Consider the following 16233-nt stretch of genomic DNA (forward strand, 5'->3'; position numbering starts at 1 on the left):
TCACTCCCCCGCCCATCGGGAGAGGATCGGCAAATCACGGCCGCCGGGCTCCCAGGGCGCGCCCCGGGAGCCCGGCGGCAGACGTCCAACTGAGGAGATTTCAAACGGCGGTTCTGGGGAGTTTCACTCCGGCATCAACACCATCGCGAACGGCGCTCCCACGAGGTCGAGGGCGTACTGCTCGGTCACCTCGTCGGCCCACGGGAAGGCCTCGCGAAGGGCGGCCGCGAACACCGCCGGATCCGGCGTCGGAGCGAGCGGCAGAGGGACCTCGACGAGATCCTCGCACAGCGCCCGCGGGCTGTCGGCCCGTTCGCGTGCGAGCTTGTTGGGCTGGGGGAGGTGATCGAGCCGTGGGAACACGACGAGCGTGCGCCCGCCCCGGCCGGGCGCCTTGGGCGCCGGCGCCGAGACCGGAAGGCGCACGATGCCCCCGCGGTCCTCGGCGATGACCTGCGCGTCGGCCTCCTCGGCCTCGTCGCTGACCGCCACGAGGCGCGCGGCGTCCCGGTGCGCGGCCAGGCCGAGTGCGCGCGCCCTCGCCAGGGCCCCGGGGCGGTGGACCGGATGAAAGCCGCTGCCGCACAGGAACAGCCGGATCCCGTGTGCCATCACGGAGAAGTGCGGCAGGCCGGACCCGACGCAGCCCTCCGCGATCTCCGCGACCTGGACAAGGGCGTCGCGATGGCCGAGGTCGGCCAGGTCGCCGAGGCATGCCCGCTCTAGGCGCAGGAAATCCTCGACGAGGGATGCCTGGCCGGGCGTGTCGTCAGGGACGTAGATCTCGCCATCGGCCCGGATGGCCTGCTCGCCGGCGTCCTGCAGGATCGTGCGCAGGCGGGCGACGGTCGCGGCGTGCATCATCACCCGGTTCGACGCGGACGCCGACAGGGCCTCGTGCACCGTGATGTACGCAGCCCGGTACAGCCCGGCGAGGCGCTCACTGCAGTGCCAGTGCGTGCCGGGGTACGCGGGATCCGGCAGCAGCACGCCGCGGTCCGTGCGGCAGCGGCCGGTGGCCGTGCCAAAGGTGAGGCTGAAGGGACGGTCGTCGGGGCGAGGATCCGGCCGGTCGCCGCGCAGTTGCGCGTACAGCAGGTCCTCCGCCCTCTCGGGGGAGTTGGTCATCGTCGATCTCCAAGGTCTGACGGCGCCTCGGACAGACCAAGGCACTTGAAACGCAGGCTATAGGGGAAGTCTTACTCGTCCGTTACCGGCTTGCGCTGCCGGAACGCGGCTCGCTCCTCAAGGATTGTGTCGACCGCGGCCAAGGCCTTCGTCATGGCGTCGTGCACGAACCGATTCCGCTCGACGTAATCCACGGCCATCGGACGGCCCGTGGAAGCCCGGTCGACCGTGACGCCGTGAGCGTCCTGGATCGCCTCGACGCACAGGAGGGCATGCCCGAGCGCCCGGGGATGGGGGTGATGGCTCGCCTCGGCCAGGAACCGGAGCGCGTACTCGGGCAAGCCGAAGCGCACAATTCTGTCCTTGGCAGTGCTGCGCCGGTTGATCTGCAGGAGGCGGGAGAGCGGATTGACCCACTCGTGGCCGAGTACCTCCGTCGCCGCCCGGTCGACGGCGCGCATCAGGTCCACGCCGACCTCTTCCATCGTCACCAGGCGGTCGCCGGCGTACAGGTCGCGGCCGCGGTAGGTCAGCGGCTCCCCGTCCGCGACGCCGACGCAGACGCCATCGGCGGGCTGGGGCATGGGCTTCAGGTCGATCTTCATGGCGTGCTCCTGACATGAGGAAGGGCGGCCCCGCGGGACCGCCCAGGAATTCGGTGCGATGGTTGCCGGCTCAGGCGTGGCTATGGTCGTAGATCTGGTAGTGGAGGAGTTCGAGCTGCGCCTTCAGGAGCTCCGCCTGCAGCGGGTGGCCGGCCTTGCCGCAGTAGCCCCGGGGCTCCAGCGAGACGGGCCGGAAGCGGAACGTGCAGGGCACGTCGTCCGACCACTCGCCCGCCTCGCCTGCAGCCTGGACGAAGTAGGCGATCTTGGCCTGCTCGGCGTCGGTGAACCACTCGGGATCCCCGCAGTCCAGGGTCCCGACGTTGACCTCCCAATGACCGGCCAGGGTGGGCGCGGGGATGCCCTCCGACAGGTTGCCGGTGCGGGTCTGGGTCGGGCTCTGGTGCCGCTCGCCGCGGTCGTGCCAGCGCCAGAACATGCAGTCGCTCGCGGCGCACATGGCGTCCTCGTTCGTGGTGACGCCGGCGTCGTTGTACACGGTGACGGAGCGGGTCTCGGGGCACCAGGTGGAGTGGGCCTGGCCTTCGGTCAGTAGGGCGGCTTCGAGTTGGGATTCCATGACGATCTTCCCTTGGTGACCGCCGCGGACGTCCCGCAGCGGCGGAGGCCTTGCCGGCGCTCCCCGCTCCCCCGCCGATAGCCTGGCGGGGGAGAAGGGAGCGCCGCCTCAGGTGGCCTTGGGGGCGGGGCTCCGGACCTTGCCGAAGCCCTCCATCGCGGCGCGGAGCACGGCCTCCTTGGCCTTCGGGGTCAGGTCGATGCGGTCGACCTTGCCCTGCTTCGAATAGACGTCCGTGTTGCCGGCGTGGGTCACGGTCCAGCCCTTGGCGCTGCGCTTGAGCGCGAACTCGATGACGGTCTTACAGTACTTGTAGGCGTTCGCCGTCGGGCCGGCCTCGCGGTAGCTGTACAGGCACCCGACGCGGTTCGAGGCGGCGACGCCGGCGTCGGCGAGCCGGTCCTCAAGGGTTTTGGCGCGGTAGAGGATCTCGGTGGCGTCCGGGAAGACCTTGGCGCGGCCCCTGAGGGCGGCGAGGGCCTCGTTGATGGCGGCCTCGTTCTCGGCGGAGATGACGAGGGCGTTGAGAGGCTTGGTGGCCATGGTGTCCGATCTCTCTGGTCTGTAGCGACCGCGGACAACCCGCAGCCGTTAATGTCAATCTAATGGGACATTAACGCTTCGTCAAGGCCCGCTCCGGCGGGCGCCCTGTACGAATCCTGGATCGTGCGTACCCTGTGCTGGAGGACTGTGCGGGGCCGACAGCGAAGGGGGGCGGCGGGATCGACCATGCGCGTCCCCGAGCACATTGCCGTGACCGACGCGGACGGGATGACCTGGCGACCGGACAAGGCGCCCCAGGAGGTCCGGGACGCCATCGCGGCGCGTCAGAAGACCGAAGCGGATGAGACCGACGCCATGTACAGCATCCCCTACAGTCAGATCACGCTCAGGTCGGCGCAGTCTGGGTCACTCCGGCTCAGGACAGTCGTCAGAGACAGGGCCACGGTCGAAGCCGAGATCGCCCAGGTCGAGGATGCGTTCGCCTCGGGAGGTCGAGGCATATCGCTCGAAACGTTGTCGACCCGCCTGCGCGCCCTGTACGTCGAGTTGGAGAGCCTCGGCAGTCCGCCGGTCCTCCGTCTTCGCATTGTCCGCAGCACCGAACCCGGACTGCGGACAATGCCAGATCCGGCGCCCGGCGAGCCGGTCGAGTTTGAACCCGTCCCGACAACAGCAGTCCTCGTCCCGAACGATGCGGAGTGCATCCGGCTCGCGAAGCAGGCGGGTTTGATCAGCAACCACGAAAGGACCGTGGATGAATGGCAGGCCCACGTCATCGAGAGCATGGAGATCCGCGTCGAAGGGACGGGCGATCTGGACACGGTTCTGGCGCAAGTCCTCACGCCGAACGGTGACGGGACGCACGTGTGCCGGGCGTCACGCGACAATTGCCACATCTACCTCCCGCGCGTGCGTAACGAGGGATGGCGGTGGAGCGATGGCGTGCTCACGGTAAAGGTCTCGATTAAGACGCCGCGGCAAGCCCAGGTGAGCCGACCGATGCGTACCGCGGCCGGCGGTCTCGTGATGGTCTCCGAGCTCTGGAGCGAGACGGTGCACCACCATTCCTAAGACCCTGATCCAGGGCTGAGCGTGGTACGTTGGTGGTACACTCGGATTTCAGCGTACCACGGGGACCGGCTAAGTGCCTGAAAAGATTGGAGCGGGCGATCGGGATCGAACCGACGACATTCAGCTTGGGAAGCTGACGTTCTACCACTGAACTACGCCCGCAACGCCAAGCCTTTTGGACGGCTTCGGGGGTCCGAGTCAACGGCCAGTGCCGCCGGCCGGGCCGGAGCGAGACGACGCCGCAGCGGCTCAGGGCCGCCGCCCGGCGCCGCCCTACGGTTCGTGCACCAGCCGATCGAGACGCATCCGGGTGATCGCGCCGATCTCGTCCAGGGCTGCGGCCTCCTCCTCGCCGGGTTCGCGCGCCAGGCGTTGCTCGAACAGCACCAGGATCTCGCGCAGGTCCCGGCCGCGCACCGCGACGATGAAGGGGAACCCGAACCGTCGCCGGTAGGCGGCGTTCAGACGGTCGAAGGTCGCCGCGTCCGCCGCGGAGAGCCGGTCGAGGGCGGCGCTGCCCTGCTCCTGGGCCGACTCGGCCGTCATCGCCCGCGCCCGGGCCTCGGGCCCGGCGAGTTCGGGATGGCCGTTGAGGAACGCGAGACGCTCGTCCGCCGGCGCCGCGCGCACCGCCGCCATCATCGCGTCGTGGAGGTCCTGCACCTGCGTGAACGGCCTGCTGGCGTAGGCCGCCCGTGCCACCCAGGCCGCATGCTCGAACACCCCGCCGAGATGATCGACGAAGGCATCGGCGGTCAGGCCGTTGATGCGCGCGAGGTCGATCATCGCCCTCAGCTTCCGCGATAGGTGGTGAAGCTCGACGGCGCGCACAGCATCGGCACGTGGTAGTGCTGCTTGGCGTCGAAGACCGCGAAGCGCACCACCGGGTCGTCGATGAAGATGTCGGCCTCGTCCGTGCCGGAGCGCGCCTTGAAATAGGCGTCGACGTGGAATTCCAGCTGGTATTGCCCGGTCCGGGCCTGGTCCGCGGGGAGGAGCGGCGCGTCGGTCCGGCCATCGGCATTGGTGACGACGCTCTTGATCAGCCGCCACCGGCCGTCTTCCAGGACGGAGAAGTCGACGCGCACGCCCGCCGCGGGGCGTCCGCGGTCGGTGTCGAGGACGTGGGTGGTGATGCCGGCCATGGCGGGTCTCCTGATCGCATTGGGGGGACCGGCGCCCTGCAGCCGCGTCCCGGGGGGTCGGTCCCGATGTTCCGGACGCCGCGCTAGCTGCCGCGATAGTACGAGTAGCCCCAGGGGGTGAACAGCACCGGCAGGTGGTAGCGCTGCCCCGCGTCGCGGATCCGGAAGCGGATCGGCACGCGGCCGAGGAAGTTCGGGCTCGGAAGCTTCACGCCGAAGGTGGCGAAGTAGTCCTCGACATGCATCACCAGCTCGTAACGGCCCGTCTTGAAGGCGTCGTCGACGAGGAGCGGCTCGGCGGTCCGGCCGTTCGGCGCGGTGGTGACCGTCTTGATCGGCCTGTAGCCGTCGCCGTCAAGCATCGCGAGGTCGCAGACCATGCCGGCGCCGGGGGTGCCGTGGAAGTTGTCGATGGCGTGCATGGTCAGCCGCGGCGACAGACCGGATTGCGAGACGGGGGCGGTCGTCAACGTCCCGGGCTTGGCCGGACTTCCGGTCGGGGCGGGGACGCCCTGGGCCAGCGCCGTACCGGCGGACGCCGCGGCGCCGAGGCCGGTGGCGACGAGGCTCCGCCGCGTCAGGACGTATCGGTCTGCTGCGTGATCCAAAACGCGCTCCTCCTGTCGGTTGGGTCTCAAGCCGGCTCGTGGGCGGCACGGGCCTGGGCGCGGCGCTCCATCCCGGGCGTCGCCGGCGGGACGAAGGCGAGGATCAACATCAGGGCCGCGGCCTCGACGGCCGCCACCAGCCACAGCCCGGTCGAGGCCGCGCCGGTATGCTCGCGCAGGTAGCCCATGACCGCCGGCGCACCGAACCCCGCCAGATTGGCCACGGAATTGATCAGCGCGATGCCGGCCGCGGCCGCCGAGCCGGCCAGGAATCGGCTCGGGATCTGCCAGAAGACCGGGATCGCGCTCATCGTGCCGACGATCGCTAGGCCGAGCGTGACCAACGCCAGGATGGGGGCAGCCGTCACGAGGAGGCCGGTCAGGGCGATCGCCAGGGCGCCGACGAAGGCCGGCACGCCGCAATGCAGCCGCGCCTCGCCGGTCCGGTCCGAATGACGCCCGTTGAGGATCATCCCCGCGCCGCCGCACAGGTAGGCCGCCGACATGATCCAGCCGACGTCGAGCGGATCGGTGACGCCGGCGTCGCGCACCACGCTCGGCCCGAAGAACGTCAGGGCCGAGTTGGCCGTGACGATGCAGAAGAAGATCGCGATGCAGTGCCAGACGCGGACATCCTTCAGCGAGGCGAGGATGCGGTACTCGCGGGGGCCGAGGGCGGCCGCGTCGCGGGCGAGGTCGGCCTCGACCAGCGCCCTCTGCTCCGGCGTCAGCCACCCGGCCTTCGCCGGTCGGTCGGTGAGGTAGACGAGCGTGACCAGGCCCGCGAGGATCGACGGGATGCCTTCGAGAAGAAATACCCACTGCCAGCCGGACCAGCCGTTGACGCCGTGCAACCCCGCCATGATCGCCCCGGCCAGCGGCCCCCCGACGACGCCGGCCAGCGCCGAGGCCGACATGAACAGCCCGAACACCTTGGCGCGGCGCTCGCTCGGATACCAGTAGGTCAGGAACAGGATCACGCCGGGGTAGAACCCGGCCTCGAAGACGCCGAGCAGGAAACGCAGGCCGTAGAAGAACATCGGCGTGGTCACGGTCATCATCGCCACGCAGCAGAGGCCCCACAGGAGGGTGATCCGCGCGATGGTCTTGCGTGCGCCGACATGCTCCAGCAGCAGATTGCTCGGCACCTCGCAGAGGAAGTAGCCGATGAAGAAGATCCCCGCGCCGACACCGTAGACCGTCTCGCTGAAGCGGAGCTCGGAAAGCATCTGAAGCTTGGCGAAGCCGATGTTCACCCGGTCGATCCAGGACAGCACCCAGAGGAACATCAGGAACGGCAGAAGCCGCCACGTGATCCGCCGGTAGGTGGCGTCGAGGGCGGGGTGCGCAATTGCGCCCGGGTTGTCTGCAGCTCGCCGCGCCTCTGTCGTCATGGCTTGTCCTGCACCGGAAGCGTGATGGGACTGGATTGGACAGTGTTCGACAAGGGATCTCTACGCCAGTCCCACGGCCGGGGCGCGGTCTATTCGATCTCTCCGCCGGCGGCTCCGCGCGGCATCAGCAAAGCGGCGAGCGCGTTTCCGAGGCCGACCGTCTCCAGGGCGACGGCCGGCGGCCGCCGATAGGGCGCCCGGGCCGCCGCGACGACGGCATGCACGCCCGTTTCGACGGAGCAGAGGATCGGCACCGACACCTGCGGCTGCAAGAGTGAGGCCAAGCCCACCAGGGCGGCGCCTCCGAGGATGATCGCCTCGGCCTGATCATGGTCGACGCAGGCCCGGCACGCGGCGGCGAGGTCCGGCAGCGCCGCCTCCGGATCCTTGGCGATCTCGCCGCCGGTGCGCTCGATCGTCCGGATGCTCGCGAGGCCGTCGCCGAGGCCCAGGCCGGCGACGGCCTCCGCGAGCATCGGTTTCCACAGGGCGCCGCCGGTCACGATGGCGTAGCGGGACGCCACCGGCTGCGCTGCGCGGCACGCGGCTTCGAGCATCCCGACGACCGGGACCGGCGCGATCTCGCGCAGGGCCAGCAGGCCGGGATCGCCGAAGCAGGCGAGGAGCACCGCGTCGCAGCCGTGCCCGTGTTCCGCGAAGGCGTCGAGGGCGGCATGGCCGGCGATGGCCAGAGCCGCCCGGCTCGCGATGTAGGCGGCGCCGAAGCGCGCCGTGGCCGGAACGAAAGTCGCGGTCCCGCCGGCCATGGCGGCGACGCGGTCGGTCACCAGGGCGGTCACCGCGTCGCTGGTGTTCGGGTTGAGCAGGAGGATCCGCATGGCGCGCCCGGGTCCGACGGTGGGGATGGGAAGGGTTCGGCGGCGCGGGTGATGCCGCGCCGCCGCGACGGTTCCGTCACCGATCCGGGACGGGGCGATATCGGATCCTCGCGCTTCAGGCCGGCTGCGCGCCGAGGACGGGCCGCCGCCGCATGATCAGCGCGTAGATGGTGAAGCCCAGGCCGCAGCCGATGAACCACGTGAAGTTCGCCACGCCCTCGAGGCCCGGGAGGAGCACGCACAGGACCGGGATCAGCGCGGAGGGGATGATGGCTCCCACGGCGGCGCGGTTGTAGCCGTCGGTGTACCAATACGTCCCGGCGGGGCTCATCGTGTAGAGATCGTCGACGATGATCGTCTCGTTCTTCACGCGGTAGAAGTCGGCGATCAGGATCCCGAACAGCGGGCCGATGAACGCGCCGAGGATATCGAGCGTGTAGTGGATCACGGCCGGGTTGTTGTAGAGGTTCCAGGGCGTGATGAAGATCGAGCCGACGGCCGCGATCATCCCGCCCATCCGCCAGGAGATCCGCCGCGGGGACACGTTCGAGAAGTCGAACGCGGGCGAGACGAAGTTCGCCACGATGTTGATCCCGATGGTGGCCGTCATGAAGGTCAGGGCCCCGAGCACGACCGCGAAGGTGCTGTCGATGCGGCTCACCGTCTCCACCGGATCGGTGATCAGGTGGCCGAAGACCGGCACCGTCGCCGAGGCGGTGATGACCGTGAGCAGCGAGAACCCGAGGAAGTTCACCGGAAGCCCCCAGAAGTTGCCCCGCTTCACCGCCTCGAAGCTCGATCCGTAGCGCGCGAAATCACCGAAGTTCAGCATCGGGCCGGAGAAGTAGGAGACCACCAGGGCGACGGCATTGATCATCACCGGGAGCGCGTCCCAGCCGGTGTATTTCACGGTGCCGAGGGTCAGGCCGATCTCGCCGATGCCGGCCTTGGCCACGAGAAAGGCGGCGAGCGCGATCATCACGACGTAGACCGCCGGCCCCGCCCAGTCGATGAACGCGCGGATCGCCTCCATGCCGCGCCAGAAGACCAGCGCCTGCAGCACCCAGAGCGTCATGAAGGCTGCCCAGCCGAGCCCCGACAGGCCTGCGAAGCCGTATTGCGCGCGGTCAGCATAGACGGCGAGGTCCGGCACGAAGCGCAGCGCCACCACCGTGAGGGCGGCCGAGGCGAGGTAGGTCTGGATCCCGTACCACGCGACCGCGATCAGCCCCCGGATAATCGCCGGGATGTTCGCGCCCTTGACCCCGAAGGAGGCGCGGCAGATCACCGGATACGGCGTACCGGTCTGCTGGCTCGGCTTGGCGACCAGGTTGCAGAAAACCTGGACGATCGCGATGCCGACGAGCAGGGCGATCAGCACCTGCCAGCTCACGAGCCCCAGCGAGAACAGGCTGCCGGCGGTCACGTAGCCGCCGACGCTGTGTACGTCCGACATCCAGAAGGCGAAGATGTTGTAGGTGCCCCAGCTCTGCTTCCGGAGGGGGGCGAGATCCTCGTTGACGAGATCCGGATCGTAACTCGGCTTGATCACCACCGTCTGGTGTTCGTCGCCTGCGGACGTGCCGAGCCCGGCGTCGACCTGTGCGGACATCGCGTTTCTCCCTGTCCGATGCAGCCCTGTTGCCGGGCCTTCTCGCGATCGTGCCGGCCCGTGCCGGTCCGGAACGCAAAACGTAGGCTTGGTTCGCCGCCCGCGGTCGGCCGATGCGGGGACGGCGGGATCCCGGAGCGCCCCGGGCCCGCGGTGGCGCTCACACGGCGGGTCGGGGCGATCGGCCGAGGCGGGCATCCAGCCTGTCCCGCAGCCGGGGATTGTCGGCTGAGGTGCGCGTGGCCTCCGCGAAGCGCCGGGCCAGGTCCGGATGCGTATCGGCCTGGGGCCCGAGTCCGTCCGCGTAGACCCGCTCGGCCATCGCGGCCCCCTCGTCGATCGAGCGGCCGGACAGGTCGGCGCAGAGGGCGCCGAAGACCTCGCGGAACAGCGCGCGGCCCATGCGGCTCGGGCGATAGCCGCCGTGCGGCGGATGCGCGGCGATCCAGTGGCGGGCGATGTCCAGCCGGGTCGTCACCCAGGCATCGGGATGGTCGCCGACATAGTCGAGGAACCGTTCCAGGGCGGCCGTCCGGCCGGGGCGGCCGACCAGGCGGCAGTGAAGCCCCACCGACATGATCCCGCCGTGCCGCATCCCGCCCTCGCGGTACAGGACATCGAACGTGTCCTTGAGGTAGGCGAAGAACTGGTCGCCGCTGTTGAAGCCCTGCGGTGTCGCGAACCGCATGTCGTTGGCGTCGAGGGTATAGGGGACGACGAGCTGCTGGCGGCCGCCGGTCAGGATCCAGTACGGCAGATCGTCCGCATAGGAATCGGCAAGATAGAGGAAGCCGCCCTCGGCGGCGGCCAGGGCCACGGTATTCGCGGAGGTCCGTCCCTGGTAGAGGCCGAGCGGCCTGTTGCCGGTCAGCGCCGTCTGGAGCGCGACGGCCGCGTCGAGGTCGGCCCGCTCGGCTTCCGGGCTGTGGTCGCGGTAGTCGATCCAGCGCAGGCCGTGGCTGGCGATCTCCCAGCCGGCCTCGACCATGGCCGAAACGGCCTCGGTGTTGCGCTGCATCGCTGAGGCAACGCCGAAGACCGTGACGGGCAGGTTCCGGCGGGTGAACGCCCGCCAGAGACGCCAGAAGCCGGCCCGCGCGCCGTACTCGTAGAGCGATTCCATGTTGGCGTGGCGCCGACCCGGCCAGGGCAGAGCGCCGACGATCTCGGACAGGAAGGCTTCCGACGCCGCGTCACCATGGAGGACGCAATTTTCGCCGCCCTCCTCGTAGTTGACGACGAACTGAACGGCGACACGCTTGTTCTCGGGCCAGCGCGGGTCCGGCCGGTGCCGGCCATAACCCACCATGTCGCGGGGATAGTCCTGGTCGAGATCGAACATCGTGCGAGGCCTCGTCCCGACGCGTGATAGCGGGCGCGTCGCTCCGCGGTCCAATATCCTGTTCGGCTCGATTGATACGCCGCGCGTCTGGATCGCGCTCACGTCGACCGGGCGACCGAGGCTGCCCCTACCGGTTCCGGTACGCCTCGGCGAGTCCCGCGGCGTCCTCGCCGATCAGGGTCAGGAAGTTGTCGACCACCGGGCTCTTCCGCCGGTGGTGCAACGCATAGACGTCGGCCGAGAGGAAGGGCGGATCGATCGGCAGAACGACGACGTCCGGATGGCGCAGGCGACCGACGAATTCCGGTATGATCGCGAGGCCGAAGCCGGCGGCGACGAGACTGACCAGAGACGACGCCTCCCGGACCTGCTGCGAGATGCGCGGGGTGAAGCCCCGGACGACGCAGGCGCGGAAGATCTCGTCGGCGAAGCGGGAGCTTTCGAGGCGCAGCGAGATCAGCCGCTCGGTTCGAAAGACATCGACGGGAACGCTGCTGCCGGCGGCGAGGTCATGGTCGGCCGGAAGGGCCACACACAGCCGTTCTCGCCACGCCAGGTGGGCGACGAGGTCGGGGTCTTCGGGCGGACAGCGCAGGACGCTCAGATCCGTCCGGTGCGCCTTGAGCGCCGCGATCTGATCGTCCGGCGCCATCTCGTGGATGCGCACGTCCACCGCCCGGAACCGCTGCTCGAAGGCGCGGATCAGGCTTCCGAGCGGCCCGGTGAGGACGGAACTCGTCATCCCGATGTTCAGGATGCCTGCGGCCCCCGTGCCGATGGTCCGCGCCCGGTCGGCCGCATCGACGCTCTGGCGCAGGATCGCCCGGGCGTTCCGCAGGAAATCCGCACCGGCGGCCGTCAAGGCGACGCGTCGGCTCGACCGTTCGAACAGGGTGACGCCGATCTCCACCTCGAGGTCGCGGATCTGCTGGCTCAGCGGCGGCTGAGACACGCCCAGGACGTTGGCCGCCGCGGTGAAGCTGAGGTGCTCGGCGACCGCGACGAAATAACGGAGGTGTCGCAGCTCCATGCGCAGAACCATATGGATTTCGAATAAATCACAACACAGAAGGTATTTGACGTCTAGACCGTTGCTGACGATGGTCAGCGAGCCGGCTGTCCGCGCCGCGTCGAGGCGGGCGTCCGCGTCGCCCCGCGCCGTCCGCAGCCTCGGAGCCCGAGAGAGACCCCCATGTCGCAGTCGCCCTACAATCCCCCCTGCGGCGGCCTGCCCCCGCAGACGGCGCTGATGACCGGTCGGGCGGTGTTCACCGAGGCCTACGCGGTCATCCCGAAGGGCGTGATGAGCGACATCGTCAACAGCGTGCTGCCCTTCTGGACAGGCACGCGGGCGTGGATCCTGGCCCGCCCGCAATCGGGCTTCTCCGAGACCTTCGCACAGTACCTGATGGAGGTCGCCCCCGGCGGCGGCAGCGAACAGCCCGAGCCGGATCCGGAGGCCGAGGGCGTCCTCTTCGTGGTCGACGGCGACCTGCGGCTCGTCCTCGACGGTCACGCGCACGACCTGCGGCCGGGGAGCTACGCCTACCTGACGCCCGGAGCCGCCTGGAGCCTGCGGACCGTCGGCGACGCCCCGGCGCGCTTCCACTGGATCCGCAAGGCCTACGAGCGCGTGCCGGGCCTGGACGCGCCCGAATCCTTCCTCGCCCACGAGTCCGAGATCACGCCCGCGGCCATGCCGGGCACGGACGGAGCCTGGGCCACGACGCGGTTCGTCGCGTCCGACGACGTGCGCCACGACATGCACGTGAACATCGTGACGCTGCGTCCGGGTGCGTCGATCCCCTTCGAGGAGACGCACGTGATGGAGCACGGCCTGTTCGTGCTCGCGGGCAAGGCAGTCTACCGGCTCAACCGCGACTGGGTCGAGGTCGAGGCGGGGGACTTCATGTGGCTGCGCGCGTTCTGCCCGCAGGCCTGCTACACCGGCGGCCCGGGCCCGTTCCGCTATCTGCTCTACAAGGACGTCAACCGGCACGCCGGCCTGCGTCTCCGGTCAGGATCCCAATGACCCGGCGCACGCTCACGGCCCGACAGCTGACGGCCGAGGCCTTCGCGCCCTTCGGGACCGTGATCGACAAGGCCGGCGCCCTGCCGCGCCCGATGAATGCGGGCAAGGCACGCCGCTTCCACGATCTCGCGACGGTGCAGGTGTCCGGCGCGGCGGCCGATGCCGTCGTCGGACTGGTCGAGGCGGAACCCTACGACCTCCCGCTGACGTTCCGGCTCGTGGAACGCCACCCCCTCGGCAGCCAGGCGTTCATCCCCCTCAGCGCGGCCCCGTTTCTCGTGGTGACATGCCCCGACGCCGGGGATCGCCCGGGGGATCCCCAGGCCTTCGTCACAGAGCCCTGGCAGGGCGTGTGCTACGCACCCGGGACCTGGCACGGCGTGCTCACGCCCTTCGGACAACCTCAGGATTTCGTCGTCGTGGACCGCGGCGGCCCAGGGGCGAACCTGGAGGAATACCTGTTCGACGAGGCCTGGACCGTCACCCTGCCGGCCTCCGTCGGATAGCGGCACGGAGCCGGCCGAGTTCGGCCAGCCCGCGTCGGCAGGCCGACCATCCCGTCCGCCCGCCCGGTACGACGGCAGGCGCCTCACTGCGCGCCCTCACCGGCGGGATCCTTCGCAAGGAGGCGGTCGCGCGAGGCGCAACGCCCCGTTCCCGCCGCGCCTCGCGTGCCCCCCGGGCGGGCGACGAGGCGATGCGAACGCGTGCCGCCCGTCAGCTGAGGGCGACCGCGAAGCCGCGTTGCACGGCCGGCCGGTCCATCAGCGCGCGATACCAGCGCTGCACATGCGGGTATTCGGCCAGGTCGACCCGATGGCGCTCGTGCCGCCAAACCCAACCCAGGATCGCGAAATCCGCCACCGAGAGCGCATCCACCAAGTACGCGACCTGAGCCAGGCGCCGGTCCAGGACGCCGTAGAGGCGCCGCGTCTCGCCGAGATAGCGCGCGAGCCCGTAGGCCCGGTCCTTCTCGTCGACCCCGAGAAAATGGTGGACCTGCCCGGGCATCGGTCCGAAGCCGCCCATCTGCCACATGAGCCATTCCAGCACGGCCGTGCGCAGCCGCCGGTCCTCGGGGAGGAAGCGGCCCGACTTCTCGCCCAAATAGAGGAGGATCGCGCCGGATTCGAAGACCGAGATCGGGGCCTGATCGGGCCCGTCCGGATCGACGATGGCCGGGATCCGGTTGTTCGGGCTGATGGCGAGGAAGTCCGGCTCGTGCTGCCGCCCCTTGGTGATGTCCACCGGCCTGACCCGGTAGGGCAGCTCCATCTCCTCCAACGCCACGCTGATCTTGCGTCCGTTGGGGGTGTCCCAGGCATAGAGATCGATCATTGCGGGTCCATCTGCTCGCGAGCCCAAGGCCCATTGTCGCCGATCCGGGCCGGCAATCCACCCGTGATCCGCGCGCGCCGGCCGCCCCTGGCGACCCGACGGCGACATCCCCACAGGTATCCGGACGGACGATCCGCGGAGGGGCGCGCCGCGACGGCGTCGCCGCAACGGAACGCAGCGGCTGCCCGACCGTTGCGCCCCCTTGGAGCGTCGCATCGGCCGGGTCAGGGACGGATCGCCAGGATGTGCGGGATCTGCGGTGAGATCAGCTTCGACGGTCCGGCCGATCCGGCCGCCGTCCATGCCATGATGGGGTGTCTCCGGCCCCGCGGGCCGGACGGGGAGGGCCTGTTCGGCTCGGGCCGCGTCGTCTTCGGGCACCGCCGGCTGAAGATCATCGACCTGTCCGAGGCCGGTCAGCAACCGATGGTCGATCCGGGCCTCGGCCTCGCCATCGTCTTCAACGGCTGCATCTACAACTTCCGTGCGCTGCGCGCGGAGTTGGAGGCCAAGGGCTACCGCTTCTTCTCGACGAGCGACACCGAGGTGGTCCTGAAGGCCTTCCACGCCTGGGGCAGCGCCTGCGTCGAGCGCTTCTACGGCATGTTCGCCTTCGCGGTGCTGGAGCGCGATTCAGGCCGCGTCACGCTGGCCCGGGACCGGCTCGGCGTGAAGCCGCTCTACTACAGCGAGGCGAGGAAGCGATTCCGCTTCGCCTCGTCGCTGCCGGCCCTTCTCGCCGCCGGCGACGTCGATACGGCGATCGATCCGGCCGCGCTCCACCACTACATGAGCTGGCACGCGGGCGTGCCGGCGCCGCTCACCATCCTGAAGGGCGTGCGCAAGCTCGCGCCGGCCACGATCCTGACCATCGAGGCGGACGGCGCGCGCCGCGAGACGACCTACTGGACGGTGACGATCGGACCCCGCGACGCCGATCGCGGGATGACCGAGGCCGACTGGCGGGAGGCCGTGCTCGAAACCCTCGGAACCGCGGTGGAGCGCCGGCAGGTCTCCGACGTCCCCACCGGCGTCCTCCTGTCGGGCGGTCTCGACAGTTCGATCCTGGTGGCACTGCTGGCCCGCAGGGGCCAGACGGGCTTGAAGACGTTCTCCGTCGGCTTCGACGCGGTCAACGGCGTCGAGGGGGACGAGTTCAAGTACTCGGACATCATCGCCAAAACCTTCGACACCGACCATACCAAGCTGGCCGTCGACGGCTCGCGCACCCTCGAGGCGCTGCCGGCGGCGATCGCGGCGATGTCCGAGCCGCAGATGAGCCACGACGCGGTGGCGTTCCTGCTCCTGTCGCAGGAGGTCGCCAAGCACGTGACGGTGATCCAGAGCGGTCAGGGCGCCGACGAGGTGTTCGGCGGTTATCACTGGTATCCGAAGCTGATGGGCTCGGCCGATCCGGTCGCCGATTACGCCGCGGCGTATTTCGACCGCGACCACGCCGAGATGCGCCGCGCCCTGGCGCCCGACATGGTGAACGGCGACTACAGCACCGCGTACATCGCCGATTTCTTCGCCGCCTCGGACAGCAGCAGTGCGATCGACAAGACCCTTCAGCTCGACCAGCAGATCATGATGGTCGATGACCCGGTCAAGCGCGTCGACAACATGACCATGGCCTGCGGCCTCGAGGCGCGCGTGCCGTTCCTCGACCACGACCTCGTCGAGCTGGCGGCCCGCATCCCGGCCGCGCTGAAGGTCCGCGACGGCGGCAAGTACATCCTGAAGGAAGCCGCGCGGGCCGTGGTGCCGTCCGAGGTGATCGATCGGAAGAAGGGGTATTTTCCGGTCCCGGCGCTGAAGCATATCCGCGGCCCGTTCCTGGACTTCGTCCGCGACGTGCTCGACCGGCCCGAGGCGCGGGCCCGCGGGATCTTCGACCGCGCCTACGTTGATCACCTGCTCGCCGACCCGGACGGCACGCTGACGCCGAAGGGCAATTCGAAGCTCTGGCAGGTCGCCCTCCTGGAGAGCTGGCTCCAGACGCAGGGCGTTTGAGGCGGCCGCCGCGGCACGGCCC

The 16233-nt window shown here is 69.7% G+C and carries 17 protein-coding genes and 1 tRNA gene; 4 read left to right on the forward strand and 14 right to left on the reverse strand.

Features of this window, described 5'->3' with window-relative positions:
* Positions 1-123: 123 nt before the first annotated feature.
* The 4 genes from MKL01_RS28300 to MKL01_RS28315 form a co-directional block, all read right to left on the reverse strand.
* Entirely contained in the window at positions 124-1128 is a 1005-nt protein-coding gene (locus MKL01_RS28300) for a hypothetical protein (RefSeq protein ID WP_243908511.1), read from the reverse strand.
* 71 nt (positions 1129-1199) lie between these two features.
* The gene (locus MKL01_RS28305) at positions 1200-1733 is read right to left on the reverse strand and encodes a hypothetical protein (protein WP_243908512.1); all 534 of its coding nucleotides are present in this window, start codon (positions 1731-1733) and stop codon (positions 1200-1202) included.
* Positions 1734-1803: 70 nt separating this feature from the next.
* Entirely contained in the window at positions 1804-2313 is a 510-nt protein-coding gene (locus MKL01_RS28310; protein ID WP_243908513.1) for a hypothetical protein, read from the reverse strand.
* A gap of 108 nt (positions 2314-2421) precedes the next feature.
* Positions 2422-2856 (reverse strand): hypothetical protein, encoded by a 435-nt coding sequence (locus MKL01_RS28315; RefSeq protein ID WP_243908514.1) that lies wholly within the window; start codon positions 2854-2856, stop codon positions 2422-2424.
* Positions 2857-3042: 186 nt separating this feature from the next.
* On the opposite strand from MKL01_RS28315, the gene MKL01_RS28320 reads away from it, so the two are divergent.
* Complete coding sequence (locus MKL01_RS28320; protein WP_243908515.1) at positions 3043-3888, forward strand: hypothetical protein; 846 nt, start codon at positions 3043-3045, stop codon at positions 3886-3888.
* An 87-nt stretch (positions 3889-3975) separates the two neighbouring features.
* On the opposite strand, the gene MKL01_RS28325 is transcribed toward MKL01_RS28320, so the two are convergent.
* From MKL01_RS28325 to MKL01_RS28365, 9 genes are all read right to left on the reverse strand, one after another.
* Positions 3976-4050 (reverse strand) — tRNA-Gly (locus MKL01_RS28325).
* A gap of 111 nt (positions 4051-4161) precedes the next feature.
* Positions 4162-4674, reverse strand: coding sequence for a 2-oxo-4-hydroxy-4-carboxy-5-ureidoimidazoline decarboxylase (gene uraD, locus MKL01_RS28330; RefSeq protein ID WP_243908516.1), 513 nt, complete (start codon positions 4672-4674; stop codon positions 4162-4164).
* Between the two features lie 5 nt (positions 4675-4679).
* Positions 4680-5033, reverse strand: a complete 354-nt coding sequence (gene uraH, locus MKL01_RS28335; RefSeq protein ID WP_243908517.1) for a hydroxyisourate hydrolase — start codon at positions 5031-5033, stop codon at positions 4680-4682.
* Between the two features lie 83 nt (positions 5034-5116).
* The gene (gene uraH / locus MKL01_RS28340) at positions 5117-5641 is read right to left on the reverse strand and encodes a hydroxyisourate hydrolase (protein WP_243908518.1); all 525 of its coding nucleotides are present in this window, start codon (positions 5639-5641) and stop codon (positions 5117-5119) included.
* Positions 5642-5667: 26 nt separating this feature from the next.
* The gene (locus MKL01_RS28345; protein ID WP_243908519.1) at positions 5668-7035 is read right to left on the reverse strand and encodes an MFS transporter; all 1368 of its coding nucleotides are present in this window, start codon (positions 7033-7035) and stop codon (positions 5668-5670) included.
* An 89-nt stretch (positions 7036-7124) separates the two neighbouring features.
* Positions 7125-7874 carry an aspartate/glutamate racemase family protein gene (locus MKL01_RS28350; RefSeq protein ID WP_243908520.1) on the reverse strand — a complete coding sequence of 250 codons (750 nt, stop codon included), beginning with the start codon at positions 7872-7874 and terminating at the stop codon, positions 7125-7127.
* A gap of 115 nt (positions 7875-7989) precedes the next feature.
* On the reverse strand, positions 7990-9486 hold the full coding sequence (locus MKL01_RS28355; RefSeq protein ID WP_243908521.1) for an NCS1 family nucleobase:cation symporter-1: 1497 nt from the start codon (positions 9484-9486) through the stop codon (positions 7990-7992).
* Positions 9487-9646: 160 nt separating this feature from the next.
* Positions 9647-10828 carry an allantoinase PuuE gene (gene puuE, locus MKL01_RS28360; RefSeq protein ID WP_243908522.1) on the reverse strand — a complete coding sequence of 394 codons (1182 nt, stop codon included), beginning with the start codon at positions 10826-10828 and terminating at the stop codon, positions 9647-9649.
* Between the two features lie 127 nt (positions 10829-10955).
* Entirely contained in the window at positions 10956-11858 is a 903-nt protein-coding gene (locus MKL01_RS28365) for a LysR family transcriptional regulator (protein ID WP_243908523.1), read from the reverse strand.
* A 162-nt stretch (positions 11859-12020) separates the two neighbouring features.
* On the opposite strand from MKL01_RS28365, the gene MKL01_RS28370 reads away from it, so the two are divergent.
* Together MKL01_RS28370 and MKL01_RS28375 are read left to right on the forward strand one after the other, a co-directional pair.
* Positions 12021-12860 carry a bifunctional allantoicase/(S)-ureidoglycine aminohydrolase gene (locus tag MKL01_RS28370; RefSeq protein WP_243908524.1) on the forward strand — a complete coding sequence of 280 codons (840 nt, stop codon included), beginning with the start codon at positions 12021-12023 and terminating at the stop codon, positions 12858-12860.
* Positions 12857-13366 (forward strand): ureidoglycolate lyase, encoded by a 510-nt coding sequence (locus tag MKL01_RS28375; RefSeq protein WP_243908525.1) that lies wholly within the window; start codon positions 12857-12859, stop codon positions 13364-13366. Before MKL01_RS28370 ends, MKL01_RS28375 begins: the two co-directional genes overlap by 4 nt.
* 211 nt (positions 13367-13577) lie before the next feature.
* Here MKL01_RS28375 and MKL01_RS28380 read toward each other — a convergent pair whose 3' ends face one another.
* Positions 13578-14198 carry a glutathione S-transferase family protein gene (locus MKL01_RS28380; RefSeq protein ID WP_243908526.1) on the reverse strand — a complete coding sequence of 207 codons (621 nt, stop codon included), beginning with the start codon at positions 14196-14198 and terminating at the stop codon, positions 13578-13580.
* 243 nt (positions 14199-14441) lie between these two features.
* Between MKL01_RS28380 and MKL01_RS28385 the strand changes: the two genes are divergently transcribed.
* Positions 14442-16211: an N-acetylglutaminylglutamine amidotransferase gene (locus MKL01_RS28385; protein ID WP_243908527.1), complete on the forward strand. Its 1770-nt coding sequence runs from the start codon at positions 14442-14444 to the stop codon at positions 16209-16211.
* Positions 16212-16233 lie beyond the last annotated feature (22 nt).

Source organism: Methylobacterium sp. J-070, assembly GCF_022829385.1.
Lineage (GTDB): Bacteria > Pseudomonadota > Alphaproteobacteria > Rhizobiales > Beijerinckiaceae > Methylobacterium.